20 protein-coding genes are annotated in these 19,970 nt (G+C 37.9%); 18 read left to right on the top strand and 2 right to left on the bottom strand.

Going from position 1 to position 19,970, the window contains the following annotated elements:
• Window positions 1–9: 9 nt before the first annotated feature.
• From ACYVQZ_RS01760 to ACYVQZ_RS01735, 6 genes are all read left to right on the top strand, one after another.
• Window positions 10–423 (top strand): cell division protein SepF, encoded by a 414-nt coding sequence (locus ACYVQZ_RS01760; RefSeq protein ID WP_461239681.1) that lies wholly within the window; start codon window positions 10–12, stop codon window positions 421–423.
• Window positions 424–434: 11 nt separating this feature from the next.
• On the top strand, window positions 435–710 hold the full coding sequence (locus tag ACYVQZ_RS01755) for a YggT family protein (RefSeq protein ID WP_461239680.1): 276 nt from the start codon (window positions 435–437) through the stop codon (window positions 708–710).
• Window positions 711–725: 15 nt separating this feature from the next.
• Window positions 726–1,514, top strand: a complete 789-nt coding sequence (locus ACYVQZ_RS01750) for a YlmH family RNA-binding protein (protein WP_461239679.1) — start codon at window positions 726–728, stop codon at window positions 1,512–1,514.
• A gap of 14 nt (window positions 1,515–1,528) precedes the next feature.
• Complete coding sequence (locus ACYVQZ_RS01745; RefSeq protein WP_461239678.1) at window positions 1,529–2,236, top strand: DivIVA domain-containing protein; 708 nt, start codon at window positions 1,529–1,531, stop codon at window positions 2,234–2,236.
• A gap of 295 nt (window positions 2,237–2,531) precedes the next feature.
• Entirely contained in the window at window positions 2,532–5,330 is a 2,799-nt protein-coding gene (gene ileS, locus ACYVQZ_RS01740) for an isoleucine--tRNA ligase (RefSeq protein ID WP_461239677.1), read from the top strand.
• Between the two features lie 163 nt (window positions 5,331–5,493).
• Complete coding sequence (locus ACYVQZ_RS01735) at window positions 5,494–6,081, top strand: peptidylprolyl isomerase (protein ID WP_461239676.1); 588 nt, start codon at window positions 5,494–5,496, stop codon at window positions 6,079–6,081.
• 60 nt (window positions 6,082–6,141) lie between these two features.
• On the opposite strand, the gene ACYVQZ_RS01730 is transcribed toward ACYVQZ_RS01735, so the two are convergent.
• The gene (locus tag ACYVQZ_RS01730; protein WP_461239675.1) at window positions 6,142–7,911 is read right to left on the bottom strand and encodes a mucin-binding protein; all 1,770 of its coding nucleotides are present in this window, start codon (window positions 7,909–7,911) and stop codon (window positions 6,142–6,144) included.
• A 2-nt stretch (window positions 7,912–7,913) separates the two neighbouring features.
• Window positions 7,914–9,392, bottom strand: coding sequence for a hypothetical protein (locus tag ACYVQZ_RS01725; protein ID WP_461239674.1), 1,479 nt, complete (start codon window positions 9,390–9,392; stop codon window positions 7,914–7,916).
• Window positions 9,393–9,651: 259 nt separating this feature from the next.
• On the opposite strand from ACYVQZ_RS01725, the gene ACYVQZ_RS01720 reads away from it, so the two are divergent.
• From ACYVQZ_RS01720 to recD2, 12 genes are all read left to right on the top strand, one after another.
• Window positions 9,652–10,182, top strand: coding sequence for a hypothetical protein (locus ACYVQZ_RS01720; protein WP_461239673.1), 531 nt, complete (start codon window positions 9,652–9,654; stop codon window positions 10,180–10,182).
• 176 nt (window positions 10,183–10,358) lie between these two features.
• Complete coding sequence (dapF, locus tag ACYVQZ_RS01715; protein ID WP_461239672.1) at window positions 10,359–11,348, top strand: diaminopimelate epimerase; 990 nt, start codon at window positions 10,359–10,361, stop codon at window positions 11,346–11,348.
• A gap of 21 nt (window positions 11,349–11,369) precedes the next feature.
• Window positions 11,370–11,600, top strand: a complete 231-nt coding sequence (locus ACYVQZ_RS01710) for a cold-shock protein (protein ID WP_461239671.1) — start codon at window positions 11,370–11,372, stop codon at window positions 11,598–11,600.
• Window positions 11,600–12,166 (top strand): NUDIX hydrolase, encoded by a 567-nt coding sequence (locus ACYVQZ_RS01705; protein WP_461239670.1) that lies wholly within the window; start codon window positions 11,600–11,602, stop codon window positions 12,164–12,166. Before ACYVQZ_RS01710 ends, ACYVQZ_RS01705 begins: the two co-directional genes overlap by 1 nt.
• Window positions 12,156–12,500 (top strand): hypothetical protein, encoded by a 345-nt coding sequence (locus tag ACYVQZ_RS01700; protein WP_461239669.1) that lies wholly within the window; start codon window positions 12,156–12,158, stop codon window positions 12,498–12,500. The genes ACYVQZ_RS01705 and ACYVQZ_RS01700 overlap by 11 nt, the downstream gene beginning before the upstream one ends.
• Before the next feature lie 24 nt (window positions 12,501–12,524).
• Complete coding sequence (locus tag ACYVQZ_RS01695) at window positions 12,525–13,220, top strand: 5'-methylthioadenosine/adenosylhomocysteine nucleosidase (protein ID WP_461239668.1); 696 nt, start codon at window positions 12,525–12,527, stop codon at window positions 13,218–13,220.
• Window positions 13,221–13,224: 4 nt separating this feature from the next.
• Window positions 13,225–14,400, top strand: a complete 1,176-nt coding sequence (locus ACYVQZ_RS01690) for a cysteine desulfurase family protein (RefSeq protein WP_461239667.1) — start codon at window positions 13,225–13,227, stop codon at window positions 14,398–14,400.
• The gene (locus ACYVQZ_RS01685) at window positions 14,390–14,731 is read left to right on the top strand and encodes a DUF1831 domain-containing protein (protein WP_461239666.1); all 342 of its coding nucleotides are present in this window, start codon (window positions 14,390–14,392) and stop codon (window positions 14,729–14,731) included. The genes ACYVQZ_RS01690 and ACYVQZ_RS01685 overlap by 11 nt, the downstream gene beginning before the upstream one ends.
• Before the next feature lie 135 nt (window positions 14,732–14,866).
• Window positions 14,867–16,000: a tRNA 2-thiouridine(34) synthase MnmA gene (mnmA, locus tag ACYVQZ_RS01680; protein WP_461239665.1), complete on the top strand. Its 1,134-nt coding sequence runs from the start codon at window positions 14,867–14,869 to the stop codon at window positions 15,998–16,000.
• 128 nt (window positions 16,001–16,128) lie between these two features.
• Window positions 16,129–16,791 carry a histidine phosphatase family protein gene (locus tag ACYVQZ_RS01675; RefSeq protein WP_461239664.1) on the top strand — a complete coding sequence of 221 codons (663 nt, stop codon included), beginning with the start codon at window positions 16,129–16,131 and terminating at the stop codon, window positions 16,789–16,791.
• A gap of 10 nt (window positions 16,792–16,801) precedes the next feature.
• Window positions 16,802–17,476: a tetratricopeptide repeat protein gene (locus ACYVQZ_RS01670; protein ID WP_461239663.1), complete on the top strand. Its 675-nt coding sequence runs from the start codon at window positions 16,802–16,804 to the stop codon at window positions 17,474–17,476.
• A 16-nt stretch (window positions 17,477–17,492) separates the two neighbouring features.
• Window positions 17,493–19,961 (top strand): SF1B family DNA helicase RecD2, encoded by a 2,469-nt coding sequence (recD2, locus tag ACYVQZ_RS01665; RefSeq protein ID WP_461239662.1) that lies wholly within the window; start codon window positions 17,493–17,495, stop codon window positions 19,959–19,961.
• The last annotated feature ends 9 nt before the right edge of the window (window positions 19,962–19,970 follow it).

The following is a 19,970-nucleotide window of genomic DNA, read 5'->3' as shown; positions in this document are numbered from 1 at the left end:
ATGCTGAAAATGGCTAAATTTAGTCTAAATAATTTTTTTGGGATGAATGAAGAACCACAAGATGAAGAACAATACTATGAAGAACCAACGGCAACTACGAGTAGTCGCAATCAAAAAGTAGTGTCAATTAATTCATCACGTCCTAGCGAAACAAGTAAAATTTCATTATTTGAACCACGAATCTATTCTGATGTGAAAGAAATTGCAACTCAATTGCTTAATAATCGTGCCATTATTGTTAATTTCACGCAGATGGATAACGATTCTGCTAAACGAGTTGTGGACTTCTTAAATGGAACGGTATACGCCATTGAAGGGGCCATCGAACGTGTTGGTGATCAGATCTTCTTATGTACCCCACATAACTATGAAGTTACCGGCAATTTGTCCACAAACTTAACACAAGAAAATGACAATCTATAAGGAGTAATGCAGTGATTGGATTTATATTTTATGCGATCAACCGACTGTTATATTTTTATATGATGTTGATTGTGGTGTGGGCTCTATTATCTTGGTTTCCAGGTGCGTATCAAAGCCGTTTAGGACAGCTCATTAGTAAGTTGGTGGTGCCTTACATTCGACTATTTGATTTTATTCCCAGTTTTGCTGGATTAAGTTTTTCACCGATTGTTGCGATTTTGGTGTTATCTTTTGCCCAATATGGTGTCGATGCATTGCAATCGATTGTTTATCAATTAATTATTTAAGAGAGGGTTTGAATTGTGGACGAGCAAGTTTACCAGCATTTTCGGGCAGATGAAACTCAGATTATTGATGAAATAAATGATGCGGTTAGTCAAGCAATTGATCAGTATCGCCCTGTTTTAACAGGTTTTTTAAACCCTCGTCAACTCTATATTGCGCAATCGTTAATTAATCGTCATGATGATGAAGTCAGTTATCAAAGCTTTGGTGGTTATGATGATGCGGAAATGCAACGAGTTTTGCTATACCCAGCGTACTATCAACCAACCAAAGCCGATTTTCAATTACAGGTTTTGCAAGTGAAATATCCACAAAAATTTGCTGAACTGAAACATCGTCAAATACTTGGCACACTGATTAGTCAAGGAATCGAACGCAGCTCATTTGGAGATATTATTACGGATGGACGCGAATGGCAGGTTATTGTTGATGAAAAAATGGCGCAATATTTTGAACTGAATGTCGACAAAGTTGCGAATATAAAAGTGGCATTGGTTGAAGTGTCACCAGAAGCTGTTCTCATGCCTGTATCTGACTGGGAAGTGCGGGAAACAACAGCAACTTCATTGAGAATTGATATTATTGTGTCAACGGCATTTAACTATTCACGAAATCGCGCTAAAACGTTGATTGAAAGTGGTAATGTCCGGTTAAATTGGGTAACCGAAGTTAAACCAGATTACCCGATAAAAGTGCACGATATGATTTCTGTTCGTCATGCAGGAAGAATTAAATTAATCGAAATTGATGGCACAACAAAAAAAAATAAAATTCGAGTCACATTGGCAACCGTGACAGCGAGTTAACTGGAGGCAATATAATGAGTTTAACAGTAGATGAAATTCAAAATGAAAAATTTTCGACCAAAATGCGAGGTTACAATGTAGACGAAGTAAACCAATTTTTGGATAAAGTGGTTGCGGATTATGCACAATTACAAAAAGAAAATCAAGAATTACAAGAAACAGTTAAGTCAGATCAAGAAAAGTTGAAATACTTTACTGATTTGAAAGATTCATTGAATCAATCAATTTTAGTAGCGCAAGAAGCTGCCGATAAGGTGAAGTCAAATTCACAAAAGGAAGCAGATATTACGTTACGTGAAGCACAAAAGCAAGCAACAGATATCGTGTCAGAGGCAAATGAAAAGGCTAATCAGCTCGTTAATGACGCTGCTCAATCAACCAAAAAGTTGACTGTTGAAACAAATGATCTAAAGAAACAAACAAGAGTTTTCCGCCAACGTCTACAAGTGATGTTAGAATCACAACTTGAAGTTGTAAAAAGTAAAGACTGGGACAACCTGTTAAGTGAAGTGGATGTCAGTTCATATGATGAAATTGAAAAAGTTCTGGGAAAGACGCTTGACAATACAGGAAATCAAAGTGTAAACTCGATAGCATCAAGTTCTGAAGCTCCAGCCTCATCTGAGGCACCAGAAGTATCACATGAACCTGTGGAATCTCAACAACCTGCAGACGATGGTGAAACAGTTGTTATTTTTCCAGATGATGGTAGCAAAGAGTAGCTAGAACAAAATTTAATTAGCGATAAAATGATGAAAAGAACAGCAAGTTAGTTATTGAACCGCAAGCGAGTTAACAATTGGTGAGAGGTTAACCGGTCATCAAAACTAATAGATCATCTTTTCAATACTTGATTGAACAATGTAGATCAAGTCGGTTCATCACTGTTAACAAATGACAAAGAGAGTCAACTAGACTCTGAATTTGGGTGGTACCACGATATCTTCGTCCCTTGCGGACGGGGATTTTTTTATTTGCTAATTAAAAATATACATATTTGTCAGGAGGATGTCACCAATGCGAATCAAAGAAACATTAAACTTAGGGAAAACCAAATTTCCAATGCGTGGAAATTTACCAGTTAAAGAAGTTGAACGTCAAAACGTGTGGGCGGAAAATAAAGTTTACGAGCAACGACAAAAATTAAATGAAGGAAAACCAACTTTTGTCTTACATGATGGACCACCATATGCTAATGGTAATATTCATATCGGTCATGCGATGAATAAAATTACGAAGGATATGATTATTCGTTATAAGTCGATGACTGGATACCGTTCACCATATGTTCCTGGTTGGGATACACATGGCTTACCTATTGAACAGCAATTAACGAAGATGGGTTATGATCGTAAGAAGATGAAAACCTCAGAATTTCGTGATTTGTGTCGTAATTATGCTTTGGAACAAGTTGAAAAACAAAAAGAAGGTTTTATGCGTCTTGGTGTTTCAGGTGAATGGGACCATCCTTATTTAACCCTGCAACACGAATATGAAGCCGCCCAAATTCGCGTATTCGGTGATTTTGCACAAAAAGGACTCCTATATCGTGGTAAGAAACCAGTTTTCTGGTCATGGTCATCCGAATCCGCTTTGGCTGAAGCCGAAGTTGATTATAAAGACGTCACCTCACCATCTGCGTTTTATGCTGAACAAGTTGTTGATGGTAAAGGCGTTTTAGATACGGATACTTACATGGTTGTATGGACAACCACACCATGGACAATTCCTGGTTCTGAAGGTATTACGATTGATGCAACATTTGATTATTCGGTTGTCACACATAGTGGTGATGATAAAAAATATGTTCTTGCCACAGAATTAGTAACTAAATGTGCTGAATTGTTTGAATGGGAAGATGTACAAACAGTTAAAACAGTCAAAGGACAAGAGCTAGACAATGTTTTAGCACAACATCCATTTTTCAAAGACAAAAAGATGGTAACCATGCTAGGAGACTTTGTGACGCTTGATGCCGGAACTGGGTTAGTGCATACAGCTCCTGGATTTGGTGAAGACGATTATAATATTGGCCGTCAATATGGGTTGGACGTTTTTGTACCCGTTAATGATCAAGGGTATCTTACAAAAGAAGCTGGACCTGATTTTGAAGGTGTCTTTTATGAAGATGCTAACCAAATCTCACTTGATAAATTAAAAGAAGCCGGTTTGCTCCTCAAATATATGCCATACAAACATAGTTACCCATTTGATTGGCGAACCAAAAAGCCGATTATTTTCCGGGCCACGGATCAGTGGTTCGCTTCTGTAGATAAAATTAGAGATGAAATTTTGAGTGCGATTGATGATGTCACCTTCTTCCCTGACTGGGGGAAAGTCCGGCTTCACAATATGATCAGAGATCGTGGAGATTGGGTCATTTCACGTCAACGTGTTTGGGGTGTGCCACTGCCAATTTTTTATGGTGAAGATGGCGAACCAATCATGACCAAAGAAACTATTGACCATGTTGCTGATTTATTTGCAGAGTTTGGCTCAAATGTTTGGTTTGATCGCGATGCTAAGGATCTATTACCAGAAGGCTTTACAAGTGAACATTCACCGAATGGAGTATTCAAAAAAGAAACCGACATTATGGATGTGTGGTTTGATTCAGGATCTTCTCATCAAGGTGTGTTAGCTGAGCGTGATTACCTCACTTATCCGGCTGATATGTACATGGAAGGTTCAGACCAATATCGTGGTTGGTTTAATTCGAGTTTAATTACGAGTGTGGTCGTCTCAGGACACGCACCGTATAAGACAATTTTGTCACAAGGCTTCACGCTTGATGGTGAAGGTAAGAAGATGAGTAAGTCGATTGGTAACACAATCGATCCGAATAAAGTAATCAAGCAAATGGGTGCGGAAATTATTCGTCTGTGGGTTCTTAGTGTCGACTCTTCTTCTGATGTGCGAGTTTCTATGGAAGTCTTAAAACAGGTTTCAGAAAGTTACCGTAAAATCCGTAACACGATGCGGTTCTTGTTAGCTAACACAACAGATTTTGATCCGAAAACAAACGCCATTGATTATGATGATTTAGAATCAGTTGATCAGTACATGTTAATTCGGTTAAATCAGTTTGAAGAAAATGTTAAACAGCATTTTGAAGAATATGATTTCTTAGACGTTTATAAAAAATTAATGAACTTTGTCACAACTGAATTATCTGCATTTTATATGAATGTTGCTAAAGATGTCGTTTATATTGATGCGGAAAATTCACATACTAGAAGATCAATGCAAACTGTTTTCTATCAAATTTTAGTCACGATGACTAAGTTATTAACACCTGTTTTACCACATACGACCGAAGAAATTTGGGGCTATCTAAAAGAACCAGAAGAGTTTGTTCAATTAACTGAAATTCCAGAAGTACAGCACTTCGATAACGAAGCTGAAGTACTGAAGAACTGGACGGCGTTTATGGGTATTCGCTCACATGTTTTGAAAGTTCTCGAAGAAGCACGTGACTCTAAACAAATTGGTAAATCATTGGAAGCGCAAGTTGATTTATATGTGTCACAGGGCAATCAAGCAATTTTGGATTCATTAAATGCTGATGTCCGTCAATTGCTGGAAGTATCAGAATTAAATATTGAAACATTAGATGATGCACCTACTGATGCTAGTCAATTTGATGACGGAGTTGCTTTAAAAGTGACTGCTGCCCAAGGAGATTTATGTCAACGCTGTCGAATGATTACAAAAGATGTTGGCAGTGACGATGCATATCCAGAACTCTGTGCACGGTGTGCTCAAATTGTTAGAACTGAATTTCCTGAAACAGTTGATCAAGGATTAGAAGTTTAAGCCGTAACAATTTCAATTTTTAACAAGTGACAAAACCAAAAACAAACCTAGTTCAAAAAACGGTGAACTAGGTTTTATTTTGTGTTAGGGGTGACAATATAATATCCAAGTAAAACATAAATTGCTATAATGGAATGCATACTTTTAAAATAGAGGAGAAAACATGATGACCTATCCACAATTAGAACTCGAAAACGTAAAGGGGCCTCAAGCACAGATTAAAACAACCTTTGGAATCATTCAATTGCAATTATTTCCAGACCAGGCACCAAAAACAGTTGAAAATTTTGTGACACTTGCAAATCAAAGCTACTATGATGGTGTCATTTTTCATCGCGTTATTCCAGATTTCATGATTCAGGGTGGAGATCCAACTGGCACTGGAGCTGGTGGTGAAAGTAGTTTTGGAGACGCTTTTGAAGATGAATTTTCAGATGAAGTTTTTAATCTAAATGGTGCATTATCAATGGCTAATGCTGGTCCGAACACGAATGGTAGTCAATTTTTTATTGTAACTAATCAAAATATCAATCAACAAATGATCGAACAAATGGCTGATGCCGGATATCCAGCTGAAATCATTGAAGCTTATAAAAAAGGTGGCACGCCGTGGTTGGATTTTCGCCATACCGTATTTGGGCAGGTGATTAAAGGAATGGATGTTGTGGACAAGATTAGTCAGGTTGCTCGAGATATGTCTGACCGTCCTGAAGACGACGTGATCATTGAAACAATAAGCATTAAAGAATAATAAACAGGAATAAGAAAAGTCGGATTCTCAAAAGAGAATCCGACTTTTTGACTCTATATTTTATTTTGAACCGAGATTAATTTTACCAGAAATGCTGATAAAATAACGCGCCAAAGTAGAAAATTCATCTGGATCACTTCCAAAGGCAACAGCTCCACTTTGGGGATTGTTGACGACGTTTAAAGAAGATAAGGGTGATTTTTTCCAGGTTGGTGTACTTTGTTTTTTTGATTGGTTTGTGTGCGTGTCTTGGCTATTATCAGCCTTAACTGCAGCACCGTCAGGTTGAGAAGCTTTTGGTGTAGTCGATTGTGAAGCACTCTCAGTTGTCTGCGAACTAGAAGTTGTTGAAGGTGTGGCAGCTGATTTTTCGGATACCACAATAGATTTTTTCGTAGGGAACATTTCAGCAAATTTTTGAACAGAAGGCATTGAAGCGTGATGTAACGTTGCTTTTTTCTTACTGTTAACTTGTTGCATAGAAACTTTATAAATCGTGTGGGACATATCAAATTGGCCACCATACAGTGTCTCGTCATTTAAAACAATATAATTATTTTGGAAATATTGTTTAATAAATGTTGGTGTATCAAAATTGATTGGCGTGTTTAAGAGACCAGTCAAGATTTCACTAGTCAGCACTTTACCACTTTTGGCGTCTACATATTCAACTGAGACCTGACGGATTGGTTTGTCTTCATTTTTTGAGGTGTCATTAGGTTGAGTCCCATCGTTTGATGTGATAGGTGGGGTGTTCGAGTCGACATCTTTTTGAGGTTTACCAGTTTGACCAGGATTTGTTGTTTCTGTGGTTGAAGTACCGGGATTAGTTTGTGTTTCACCAGTAGGTGTAGAAGTGGTAGTCTGATTGCTTCCAGGTTGTTGAGTGGGTGAAGTGGAAGGTTCATTATTTGGATCAGTAATTGGTGTCGTTGTTGAACCGGTAGTTGTCCCAGTAGTAGTGCTACCAGTGTTGGTATCTGCTGTATTACCGTTATCTGTAGAGTTTCCGGATGATGTTTGATTACCACTACCAATTGTCAAAGAAATATCGTATTGGACGCCAGATTCTGGTGAAATTTTTGACGTGCCAGTGTTGGTCATTTCGGTGGTATAGGTTTTAGCATCTTCAAGTGACAGGAAAGCTAGGTAATTTGTACTACCATCGCTCTTCTTTTCTTCAACCCACCAAATTGTGACCTGCTTATTAATGCCATTGATCGACATAATTTGCGTGGTTGAAAGTGAGCCATCAGTCATATCATCAGGACTAATATATTTGCTAGATGTTTGAGACTGATTTGAGGTTCCCAAATCTACAGTCAAAGTGGCATTAGTTTTTGAGCCACTAATAGATGCGGTGCCGACGATATTTTGGCCTTTAAAAGTGGTACCACTGATTATTTTTAGATAGTCTTTCAGTGCTCGTCCACTGACTTCACCGAGCAACATCTGTGGATTAGTCAACTGCTGGCTAGTAATTGGTGAATTGTAAGGGGTATTTAGAATTGTTTGGCTGACCAGTGAACCGTTCACTGTCAAATTGACCCTAACAATTTCTTGAGCATCTGAAAGCTCATTAGATTTATTTGTAGCAGAATTTTCGGTAGTCGTAGTTGCGGTACTTGTTTGAGTTGTATTACTTTGTCCATTAGTGTCTTTAATTGCAGGTGGAAGTGTTTGACTCGTTGTAGAATAACTCCACGATGCAGCATGAGTGTCATTTGAATCAGTTAAACCTACTGAAATCAAGGCTACTGAAAATAGACTAGCAGTTAACCAACTTTTAACAGTTACTGAATGATTAAATTGTGAGTTTACTTTAGTCATTTTTATTGCTCCTTAATTTGTGGTTTTAGGTGATTCAATTTACTCTTTTTTTGATCTAAAATCATATCCGCTAGCTGTGACCAATCATTTGGTGTTGGTGGATCTTGCCAAATGATTTGTGGAACGGAAACATCATCCGTACGGAAATCTGAAATATAAATATCCGTATTGTCGGTCACATCTGGTTCAATGATAATGTGGGCGTGATTAAACGACCCTAGTGATTTTACGACATACTCAGAATATAAAGTACCTTCTGAAAAATCAACACAGATAAAAATTTTATCCTTTAATGCAGTAGGTGGTATTGAATTAATCAATGCAAACATATAACTAAAATAAAGATTAACGGCCATTTTTTGACTAATTTGTAAGTCCGGATCTGCTTGTAACTTAGTGATGAACTTAGTAATTACAATGTCAAAGGATGGGTATAAATCTTGAAAAAAACTAATTTGGTCGGGATCAATGAACGTTGTTGGCTCCACATAAAAGGTGGTAAATTGCAAATGAATCTGCATTAAATTTGCAGTTAAACGCTCTTTTTCCCATGTTATATTATCAACTAAAATTCCATTATTAACCACTTCAGCAATCATCTGTTGCGTTAATTTGGTAGCAATTGGAAAATCAGCGGGATCATTTTGCTGGGTTGTCAATGTTAAATAGCCTTGTGTATACAAGAAACAATATAGATAATCAATTTCATCTTGGTTAACAGTCAATGCCTGTTCGAGAATTTCTCGAATTTGAACCATTAATGGTCCGTATTTAACGTCGTCTTGACTATTTGGCAGGTCCAAATTACTAATGGTGAAGCCATTTTGCATTCTGAGTACCCAAATTTTAAGAAAAATGCCAAATTTTGCGCGCTGAGTTGGTTTGAAGGGCTTATCAAAATAGTCATTGAAGCAGTCATAAATTGTTTCCACCAACCCATCAAGCTCTGCAAACGGCGTTGAAACACCATTGTATGCTGTATAGTACAGTTGAAATAACTTCAACCGAATAATGAATTCATCATCTTGATAATGACTGACTGGTTGATAAAAGCTAATTTGATTGAGATCCTTATCCAGCTGTTTTAGTGATCTAAAAAAAGCTGATTTACTCATAAAGTGTTCACGCATGAACTGCGCTTTAGAGTATTGATTTGAATAAAAGAAACTATACTCAAAAACTGGCAGCATATTTGAACGTTCTAAATATAATAGTGTCAGTTTTTGCACTATTAATGTGTTCAAATTATTGGCATGCCATAAATCATGATCTTGCTCGTCGATATATGTGGGTTCTTCACCTGAAATAGTCATCAAGTCGCTGTTGATCAAGTCAAAATATTTATTCAATTGATAATTAGTTAACGATAAACGTTTGGACAATTCAGTTTTAGTCACTGATTGAACTGTTCGTTGACTGATCAGTTGAACAATTTGATTACAAATTAGATCATCGTTATTGAGTAAGAATTGATAATTCAAGATGCACCACTTTTCACCAGCGTTGGTCATAATATTAACTATTATTATAACATTTTTATAAATGTTTCATACAGTCTCTTTAGTGAAGTTAGAAAAAAACAGTCCCAAACTTTTTGAAAAGAAAAAAAATTGCGGTACCAAAAGTCCCTTAACAACTAAACCTTGTTGCATATATAATATTCTTATAGCAAGTGCACTATGCGAGATAGGAAATGCAATCTTTTGAGGAAAGTATTTGCATTCATTTGGGGGAGTATATATGCAAACAAGCGACAATAGTAAATACGAAAAGAATAGACGATCAAATCTCAAAAAGTATCGTGGGTTGTTACTCAGTGAGATGACTGACTTATATACAAAACACGATGCGATTCGAGATCATAAATTGGGTGAAGATACAGATCATTGTGAATATTGTGCACAATATGTAGATGATAAAAAAACTTTTGATAAATTGGGGCAAATTGTGAACGTTAAACGTCAAGAATTGCGTCAACGTCGTTTGTCAATGGTGCGTATTTATTATTATTTATGCACATATGCTAATGCAGATATGTATTTGTTAAAAGCTACTAGTTCATCAGAAGCAACGCGAATGATTACTAGTAAATTACAAACGATTGAACTGCCGGTTAAAACTTTTAGAATTAACAAACGGGATGCTTTGAACTTAATTGAAACATCTGATGTCGAAGATGCACAAAATTACGTTGATTTTCTAAAAAATAACCGTTCATTTACAGGCGTCATTATGAAAAAAGGTAGCGGCCGCATGGTTGCTCACAGTTAAAAAGTGCTCTAATTATACTTATTATTTCTTAAATAACAGCAAAACTGACATAACGTCATTGTTTTGGTGTTATTTTTTTATTAAATTGATCTAACAGATAGGCTTTTCGTTGCTTGAATCTAGGCAACGTAGTAAAATACCAGTTAATGAAATTACAAAGAAATGAGGCACAGACAATGGACTTTATTAAGGTACACGGATCAGAAAATGATTTTTTTATGTTAGACACCAGTCAATTTGAAACACCACTGAGTGAAGAACAAATCAAACAATTAGCAATTAAGGTCTGTGACCGAAAAAATGGTCTTCTAGAAGGAGCCGATGGTGTTTTACTTGTAGATCAACCTACTCACGAAGGGCCACTGGGAAAAATGCGAGTTATTAATGCTGATGGTAGTGAAGCAAGCATGTGTGGAAATGGGTTACGTTCAGTTGCCCGTTATTTAGGCGAGCAAAATAATCAACAGTCATTTAAGGTTGAAACAATGGCTGCAGATTTACCTGTTTCAAAAATGCCACAATTAGCTGAGGGTGTTGCGACTTATCAAGTTCGAATTTCACCAATCAGTTTTAAAGCACAAGATCTTAAGATGCATGTTAATGGGGAAGCGGAAACTTTGGTGGATCAACAAATTGCTGAACTGGATTCGGATTTAAAGTTTACGGCTGTTGCAGTTCCTAATCCACACTTGATTGCTTTTGTGGATGATGAAACATTAAAAAGTGACCAATTAGGTGCACTTGGACGATATCTCAATAATGGTACTAACCCAATTTTCCCAGACGGCGTGAACGTTAGTTTTGTGAACATTATTGATCAAAACAAAATTTTTGTGCGCACTTTTGAACGTGGCGTTGGCTATACCAATGCATGTGGTACGGCAATGTCAGCTTCCAGTTTAGTTAGCGTTTTATTGCATAGCAATCAAGTTGCTAACAATACCACTATCTCTGTATTGAATCCTGGCGGCATGGTGAAGACCAAAGTTCATCACCAAGTTAGTGGTGAAAGTTGGGTAGATCTGATTGGCAATGCTACTTTTGTTAAACATGTTTCAGTTTCATTGAATGATGCTTTGGCAGGAAACTTTGATGAAGTTACTGTTAATCAAACCGGTGAACAAGTAGCCTATCAAGATTTTGTGGCACAATTACAAGGCGCTTAAAGAAGTAAGTGGGGAATTAATGTGTTAGGAACAGTGAAAACATTTGATCAGAAACAAGGATTTGGGTTCATTAGTGTTGAAAATGAACCAGATGTGTTTGTCCATTTTGGCGCAATTGAGGGTCAAAGTGATAAAAACCTAGAACCGGGGCAAACAGTGGAGTTAGTGGTGGTGGTTGGTCGTAAGGGCCCACAGGCTGCGCATGTTCGCGTGATCCATGACGAAGATCAATTTTCCGGGGATGAAAACTGATGAATATGCGAGAAAAACCGTTAACAACTGAATCCGTGTTTAAGGGTCATATTATGGACGTTCAAGTGACCACAGTTGAATTGCCAAATGGTCAAAAAACAACGCGTGAGATTGTGCGTCATTCGGCTGCAGTGGCCCTGTTAGCACTTACTAAAGCGCGTAAAATGCTTTTGATGAAACAATGGCGAGCACTAATCGATGGGGCCACCCTTGAAATTCCGGCTGGAAAATTGGATCAACGTGATCAGGGTGACGCGCTTGCTGCTGCAAAAAGAGAATTAAATGAAGAAACACGATTTGCTGCAGAAAAAATGGCAGAAGTTAGTTCATTTTATACCTCAGTTGGATTTTCGGACGAATACATGACATTGTACTTAGCGACTGGTTTAACGGCTGTTCAAAAAGCATTGCCTCAAGACGATGATGAAAATTTAGAACTAATTGAAGTTAGCTTGAGTGAAGCACTTCAAATGATTCAAGACCATCAAATTGAGGATGCTAAGACAATTATGGCCATTTATTATTGGCAAGCAAAAGTGTTAAGTGGTGAATTAGATGGCAAATGATGAGCTGAATGAGAAATCAAAAAAGCCTTTATCACGAGCTGAATTTCGTAAACAACAACAGGCCGAATTTGAGCAACGAGATAAAAAAAGGGTTGAAGTCGAACGTGAATATGCTAAACATCATCGTCATCAAGAACCTGATGACGATTTTGTGTCGGATCATTTTGAACCAGATGTGGATGATCAAGCAGATACACTTGTGACACGTAAACAAGCCCATACGAAAACGCCTGACGAAAAGATAAGTCACCTAAAGAAAAAATTAAACTGGGCAATTTTATGGCTAACGCTAGCGATAATTATTGTTTACTTAATTTTGTTTTTTGTCGGATAAATAAATTAAGAAATGGAGTCAATTATGAAATTTGGAATTATTTGTGCAATGCCAGAAGAATTAAAAGAACTGCTTGCAGAACTTCAAGATCGGCATGAAGTCGCACTGGGTGATAAAACATACTACGAAGGTCAAATTAACGCACAAAATGTGGTACTGGTTGAATCTGGTATTGGGAAAGTGGAGGCAGGCATTACCACTGAACATTTAATTTCTGAATTTCAAGCAGATATCATCATTAATTCTGGCTCTGCTGGCGGTATCGGTCAAGGATTGCATGTTGGTGATGTTGTCGTCTCATCCGAAACGGCTTATCACGATGTAGATGCAACTGCGTTTGACTATGTGTATGGACAATTACCTGGCCAACCGGCACGATTTCCAGCATCAAACAAGTTGGCGGATGAACTTGTAAAAGCAGGACAGCAAACAGGATTAACGGTTTACAAGGGATTAATTGTTTCCGGAGATCAGTTTGTAGCTAGTCAAACTGCAATTGAACAGATTTTAAAACAGTTTCCAGATGCGCTTTCTAGTGAAATGGAAGGCGCTGCAGTAGGGCAAGTGGCTAATGACCATCAAGTGCCGTATGTGGTTGTGCGTGCCATGTCGGATACCGGGGATGAAAATGCAGGGGTTTCTTTTGATGAATTTATCATTGAAGCCGGGAAAAAATCAGCACAAATGTTATTAGCACTGTTGAACAACAAAGGAGCATAAAGTAGTGGAACGTGTATATTTAGATAACGCAGCAACAACACCAATGGCACCTGCTGTCGTTGATGAAATGATCGATAAAATGCAACACAACTTTGGCAATGCGTCAACAACCTACAGTTTTGGTCGGGAAGCAAAAACAATCATGGAAAATGCAAGACACATCATTGCCCAAAGTATTAATGCGCAAGATACGGAAATTATGTTTACTAGTGGTGGTAGTGAAAGCGACAATACAGCAATTATTCAAACAGCCCTCAAACGTCAATCTGAAGGCAAACATATTATTACTACTGCGATTGAACATGAGGCCGTTTTAAAGCCATTGCATTATTTAGAAACACTTGGTTTTGAAGTGACATATCTACCTGTTGATCAAAAAGGGAATATTTCAATGACTGATTTTAAGAATGCCCTACGTGATGATACAATTTTAGTAACCATTATGTATGGCAACAATGAAGTTGGTTCACAAATGCCGATTCATGAAATTGGCGAACTGTTGAAAGACCATCAAGCATGGTTCCATACTGATGCCGTTCAGGCATATGGGTTATTAGATATCGACGTGGAAGCTGATCATATTGATTTATTATCGACGTCGGCTCATAAATTAAATGGTCCTAAAATGATGGGCTTCTTGTATCGACGAACCGGTGTTAATTTTGATTCGTTTGTTAAGGGTGGCGACCAAGAAACCAAACAGCGAGCAGGAACTGAAAATATTCCGGCGATTGCAGCATTTGGCAAAGCTGTTTCGTTGGTTACTTCTGAAGAAAAAAAAGCGCGTCAAGCTAAGTATTTAGGGTTTAAAAAGCAAATTGTTGCTGGTCTAACCGCTGCTGGTATTGAGTTTGAAATCAATGGCGAAATTACATCACATAATTTAAATCATGTGTTTAATATTTGGTTAAAAGGTGTCTCAACCTATGTGATGCAAACTAATTTAGACTTGGCTGGGTTTGCCGTGTCTGGTGGATCTGCATGTACCGCTGGTAGCCTAGAACCATCACATGTGCTAACAGCCATGTATGGTGCCGAGAGTCCCCGTATTAGTGAATCAATTCGTGTCAGCTTTGGTAAAGATAATACCACTGAACAAATTGACGCATTTATTCAGACAGTGGTGCAAATTATTGGACGATTAAATTCACAAAAGGAAGGTGTTTCAAATGGCATTTAGTACGTCAGTACAAGTAAAGGGCGATCAAGATACGTATGAGATTAGTGATCAAATTAAAAAGTACACATTACGTGATTTGGGGTTTGATGTTTCCAACAAAGGTACATTTTCTTATGAACGTTCTCTTGATCCAACTTCACCATATGCGGCAGGTGCCAAATTAAAGATTGCCGTTAATGCAGATTTGACGGGCTTTAAAATGAACACTGTGAATGCGAGCGGTACGCAATCAATGAATATCTTCACGAATCAACGAGCCAGCGAATTTGTGCAGCAATATCATTACATTTTGGATGAAATGGTTGAACGTGGTGTGTTCATAAAAAAATAAATTAGTCTGATAAACTACCAATGAAGTGTTTCTGGTAGTTTATCTTTTTTATTTTTGGTATAATCGATTTTACTGAATTATTACGACCTTCAAATCGTGGATTGTTCAGAATCTATTTGAAATGATGGTGATGATATGACTGACCACAGTCAAACTCGTGTAGTAGTCGGCATGAGTGGTGGCGTCGATTCATCGGTTGTTGCTTTGTTACTGAAACAGCAAGGATATGATGTCGTAGGTGTCTTCATGAAAAATTGGGACGATACCGACGAAAATGGCGTCTGTACGGCTACAGAAGACTATAAGGATGTTGCCAAAGTAGCGGCTAAAATTGGTATTCCTTATTATTCTGTCAATTTTGAAAAGGAATATTGGGACCGTGTGTTCACATATTTCTTGGATGAATACAAAAAGGATCGAACCCCGAATCCTGATGTGATTTGCAACAAAGAAATAAAGTTTAAAGCCTTTATTGATTATGCAAATCAGTTAGGTGCAGATTATGTAGCAACTGGTCATTATGCAGATTTAATGCGCGATGACAACGGTCATATGCATTTGATGCGGGCAACTGATCAAAACAAGGATCAAACATATTTCTTGAGCCAATTGGATCATGAACAGCTTGATCGGGTTATGTTTCCTTTAGCTAAGCTCACTAAACCTGAGGTACGGGAAATTGCCAAAGAGGCTGGCTTAGCAACTGCTGAGAAAAAAGATTCTGTCGGAATCTGCTTTATCGGTGAAAAGGGTCATTTTCGTGACTTTTTGAGTACCTATTTGCCGGCCACACCTGGTAAGATGATGACCTTAGATGGTGAAGTCAAAGGTGAACATGCTGGCTTAATGTATTACACCATTGGCCAACGAAAAGGATTAGGCATCGGTGGTAATGGTACAAGCAATGATCCATGGTTTGTGATTGGTAAGGACCAAGCCAAAAATGTTTTATATGTTGGCCAAGGTTATCATAATGAGCATCTCTATGCGACACATTTAAACGCTAGTGATATCCACTGGGTTGATGACATTACAGCCGATTATGGCAATGAGTTTCACTGCACAGCAAAGTTCCGTTATCGTCAAAAAGATACGGGTGTCACAGTTTCTTTAGCAGATGACGGTCAGCAATTAACTGTTAAGTTTGATGATCCTGTTCGTGCGATTACACCAGGCCAAGCCGTTGTTTTTTACGATGGCGAGGAATGTCTTGGAAGTGCGATCATTGATCATGCTTATAATGAGGAACGCTTATTGCAATATGTTTAATATTTGAAGAAGAAGGGTGAAATTTCACGCCTTCTTTTTTTGAATTGTTGTGAAAATCAGGCGCGTAAAGGTTGCCATTTCAAGTATAAATTGGGATAATGAAATCAATTGAAATTAAAGGACGAATTATGACTAAACTGTATTTTATTCGACATGGAAAAACTGAGTGGAATTTAGAATCTAGGTATCAGGGGATGCATGGTGATTCCCGATTACTGCAAAGTAGCTACCAAGAAATCGATCAATTAGCAAAATATTTAAAGACGACTAAATTTCAACAAGTTTATGCAAGTCCAATTAAACGGGCTTTTGATACAGCTGTGTCATTAATTGAGGCACTAAAGCAACCCTTGAGATTGACACTGATGAGTCAGTTAATGGAATTCAACCTAGGCAAAATGGAAGGCATGCATTTTGACGAAGTTAAGAAACAATACCCACAAGAGTATGTGGCATTTCGCCATCATCCTGATCAATACGATCCAACACCAATTGATGGGGAAAATTTTACAGAACTCATTAATAGGATGACTGGTGGTGTGCAAGAAATTTGTCGCGCGCACCCGCAATCAGATGAACGTGTCATTATTGTGTCACATGGCGCGGCATTGAATGCGGCAATTAATGCTCTGTTGGGTGTGCCATTACCTCATTTGCGTGATCGTGGCGGATTGAGCAATACTTCTACAACTATTTTGGAAACATTAGATCAAGGAGCTCATTTTGAGTTGTTAAAATGGAACGACACGAGTTATTTAACACATCAAGGTGATCCAACGGATACGATTTAGGAGAGAAACTATGGCAGAAAAACAAGATAGTACAAAACGCAGTCAGCAAAAAGTTCAATCTGAGCAGTTGGTTCAAAAACTCGTTGATGCAATTGATGCACAACCCGACAAAGTGCAAAATTATTATGACTTGGGGAGTTTATTAACGAAACTCAATAGTTTCGAGCAGGCTGAAGAACTTTACATGAAAGCGATTGGTCGTTTTGAACATGACCAAAAAAGCCAAAATTTATTAAAGTATGGACTCGGAAACGTTTATTATGAAGTTGGCAAGTATGATGAGGCAATTACCTATTATGATCAAATTAGTGATCATAAACTAAAGGCGGATGCTTACTTGATGATGGCACAAAGCCTAATGCAAAAAAAAGACTATAAGCGCGCAATTGCTTATGGATTGACGGCCCATGATTTGCGTAAGCAAGATCCTGAGATTAATCAAGTGATTGGAGACTGTTTGCTAGCGATTGGTGAATTTAAGCAAGCTGGGGACTTTTACGATCAGATTTTGAAGTTTCACCCAGGTCGCGCCGATACGCAGTTTAATCGGGGATTAGTTGCGATGGTTCTTGGGGAAGACTACACAGATTATTTGACACAAGCCAAGCAACTTGATCCAGACTATTACAAACAAAGTGAAAGTCGAATTGACGACATTCAAAAAGTTTTAAAGAATAAAAAATAAAAAGGGAGGCTTTCTGATGGATAATTCAATGAACTTATTTGAACAACCATCTGAGCCTGCTTTTTTAATTGGCAAACTAATTACGACTTTTTTTGCGAGTGATGATGGATTTTATAAAGTATTGCTGGTGCAAATTGAACAAACCAATATTGAGTTTCCAGAAGAAGAAATTGTCGTGACAGGCAATTTTGGAGATATTAATGAGGAAACTAGTTATAAATTTATCGGCAAGCTTGTGAATCATCCACGATATGGCCAACAATTTCAGGCGACTAATTATTCGCAGGCGCAGCCAACTACTAAACAAGGTATTATTAATTTTTTGTCTGGTGACCAATTTAAAGGTATTGGCAAAAAAACAGCTGAAAAAATTGTTGATCAACTGGGCTTGAATGCGATTAATAAAATAGTCGCAGACAGCACAGTGTTAGCGCCGTTACATTTGAAACCAAATTTAGTTCAAACGTTAGTTGATCATTTGAATACCGTTCAAGGCATGGATAAAATTATTATCGGGCTAAATGATTTTGGCTTTGGGAGTTCTTTAGCTGGCGCAATCTATGAAAAATATCGGGATGAAACATTGGAAATTATTATGCAAAATCCCTATCAATTGGTTGCTGATATTGATGGTATTAGTTTTAAAAGGGCTGATGCAGTTGCCCAAAAATTGCACATTGAGTTAGACGATCCACGGCGCGTGCAAGCAGCAATTTTACAAGTTTTAGATGATGTGACAGTGCAAACTGGCGATACATATACAACCGCAAAGCCACTGGTTACTAAAACATTGGCATTATTAGAAGAAAATAGTAGTACTGCGATCGCACCCAATGCAGTGTCTAAAGAATTAATTGGCATGGCTAAACAAAATGAGGTGGTTGCCCAAGATGATCGAATTTATCCGGCAACATTATTTCAAGCAGAATGGCAAATTGCACAACATCTTTATCGAATTCAAACTGCCGTAGAGTTGGAAACCTCTGCAAAACAAGCTCAAAAAGCTTTAAAACAAGTGGAACGACAATTGGACATCGATTATGATCAATCACAAGAAGAAGCCATTTTAGCGGCACTTAAATCACGAATCTTCTTATTAACAGGTGGTCCAGGCACGGGTAAGACAACCATTATTAATGGCATCGTTGCCGCTTTTGCCAAACTCCATGATTATTCACTGGACATCAATGAATATAAACAACAACCATTTCCAATTTTATTAGCTGCGCCTACTGGAAGGGCTGCTAAACAAATGGGTGAAACAACAGGATTACCGGCAAGTACGATTCATCGTCTGTTAGGATTAAATGGCCGTGAAGCCGCCAGTGACATGAATGTCAAAGATCTAGATGGTGCTTTATTGATTATTGATGAGTTATCTATGGTTGATACATTACTATTCAAAGCGTTACTTCAAGCTATTCCCAGCACCATGCAAGTCGTGTTTGTTGGAGATAAAGATCAGTTGCCATCAGTGGGATCGGGTCAAGTTTTTCATGATTTACTGGATTTTGAACAGTTACCAAAAAAAGAATTAACGCAAATTTACCGACAAAATGAGGATTCTTCCATTATCCCATTAGCTCACCATATCAAAATGGGACAGGTACCGGCAGATCTCACTACTAATTTTCCGGATCGTTCCTTCATTGCTTGCGAGCAATATCAAGTGGCCGATGTGGTTGAGCAAATTACCAAAAAAGCCATGGAAAAAAAATTCGATGCGAAAGATGTGCAAGTTCTCGCACCGATGTATCGTGGCAGCGCTGGCATTAATCAATTAAATACGCTGGTTCAAAACGTGTTTAATGATAACAGTCAGCAGCAACGTAAAGAAGTTGAATTTCGTGGTCAACACTTTCGGATTGGTGATAAGGTACTGCACTTAGTCAATAGTCCAGAAGATAACGTATTTAACGGAGATATTGGGACAATTGTGGGAATTGAACCAGCACTTAAAAATGGTAAGGAAAATAAATCTGATGCACTAGTCATTGCATTTGAACAAACAGAGGTCACCTATCCACGTAATGAATGGCAACGAATTACGTTAGCTTATTGTATTTCGATTCATAAGTCACAGGGGAGTCAATTTCAAATGGTGATTTTGCCCCTAGTGAATGCTTTTCATAAAATGTTACAACGTAATTTGCTTTATACAGCGGTCACAAGAGCGCAGAGTAAGCTGATCATGGTGGGGGAGCCATCAGCTTTTGCGGCATGTATTGAAAATCAATCTGTTAATCGGAAAACGTCATTACCGTTACGATTACGAGCTACTTTCAATGATGAAACGATTGATCAGCAAGAAGCGGCCATTGATGAACTAGATAAAACTAATGAACAGGATGAAATAGTTTCAAATGATGACGAACCTAGCATCACTGAAAATCATCAACTAACACAAGCAATGATTGCAAATGGTAAGGTTGATCCAATGATTGGCATGCATGGGATTAAACCTGATGATTTTATGGCGGTCTAATCGGGATAG

The organism is Paucilactobacillus salsurae, from assembly GCF_054784995.1.
This window is presented reverse-complemented; position numbering and strand designations above follow the sequence as displayed.

What these genes read in the sequence shown, in the direction of transcription:
- ACYVQZ_RS01760 (WP_461239681.1), top strand. Translation starts at nt 10, where the DNA reads ATGGCTAAATTTAGTCTAAATAATTTTTTTGGGATGAATGAAGAACCA.
- ACYVQZ_RS01745 (WP_461239678.1), top strand. Translation starts at nt 1,529, where the DNA reads ATGAGTTTAACAGTAGATGAAATTCAAAATGAAAAATTTTCGACCAAA.
- ileS (WP_461239677.1), top strand. Translation starts at nt 2,532, where the DNA reads ATGCGAATCAAAGAAACATTAAACTTAGGGAAAACCAAATTTCCAATG.
- ACYVQZ_RS01735 (WP_461239676.1), top strand. Translation starts at nt 5,494, where the DNA reads ATGATGACCTATCCACAATTAGAACTCGAAAACGTAAAGGGGCCTCAA.
- ACYVQZ_RS01730 (WP_461239675.1), bottom strand. Translation starts at nt 7,911, where the DNA reads ATGACTAAAGTAAACTCACAATTTAATCATTCAGTAACTGTTAAAAGT.
- ACYVQZ_RS01720 (WP_461239673.1), top strand. Translation starts at nt 9,652, where the DNA reads ATGCAAACAAGCGACAATAGTAAATACGAAAAGAATAGACGATCAAAT.
- dapF (WP_461239672.1), top strand. Translation starts at nt 10,359, where the DNA reads ATGGACTTTATTAAGGTACACGGATCAGAAAATGATTTTTTTATGTTA.
- ACYVQZ_RS01705 (WP_461239670.1), top strand. Translation starts at nt 11,600, where the DNA reads ATGAATATGCGAGAAAAACCGTTAACAACTGAATCCGTGTTTAAGGGT.
- ACYVQZ_RS01700 (WP_461239669.1), top strand. Translation starts at nt 12,156, where the DNA reads ATGGCAAATGATGAGCTGAATGAGAAATCAAAAAAGCCTTTATCACGA.
- ACYVQZ_RS01695 (WP_461239668.1), top strand. Translation starts at nt 12,525, where the DNA reads ATGAAATTTGGAATTATTTGTGCAATGCCAGAAGAATTAAAAGAACTG.
- ACYVQZ_RS01685 (WP_461239666.1), top strand. Translation starts at nt 14,390, where the DNA reads ATGGCATTTAGTACGTCAGTACAAGTAAAGGGCGATCAAGATACGTAT.
- mnmA (WP_461239665.1), top strand. Translation starts at nt 14,867, where the DNA reads ATGACTGACCACAGTCAAACTCGTGTAGTAGTCGGCATGAGTGGTGGC.
- ACYVQZ_RS01675 (WP_461239664.1), top strand. Translation starts at nt 16,129, where the DNA reads ATGACTAAACTGTATTTTATTCGACATGGAAAAACTGAGTGGAATTTA.
- ACYVQZ_RS01670 (WP_461239663.1), top strand. Translation starts at nt 16,802, where the DNA reads ATGGCAGAAAAACAAGATAGTACAAAACGCAGTCAGCAAAAAGTTCAA.
- recD2 (WP_461239662.1), top strand. Translation starts at nt 17,493, where the DNA reads ATGGATAATTCAATGAACTTATTTGAACAACCATCTGAGCCTGCTTTT.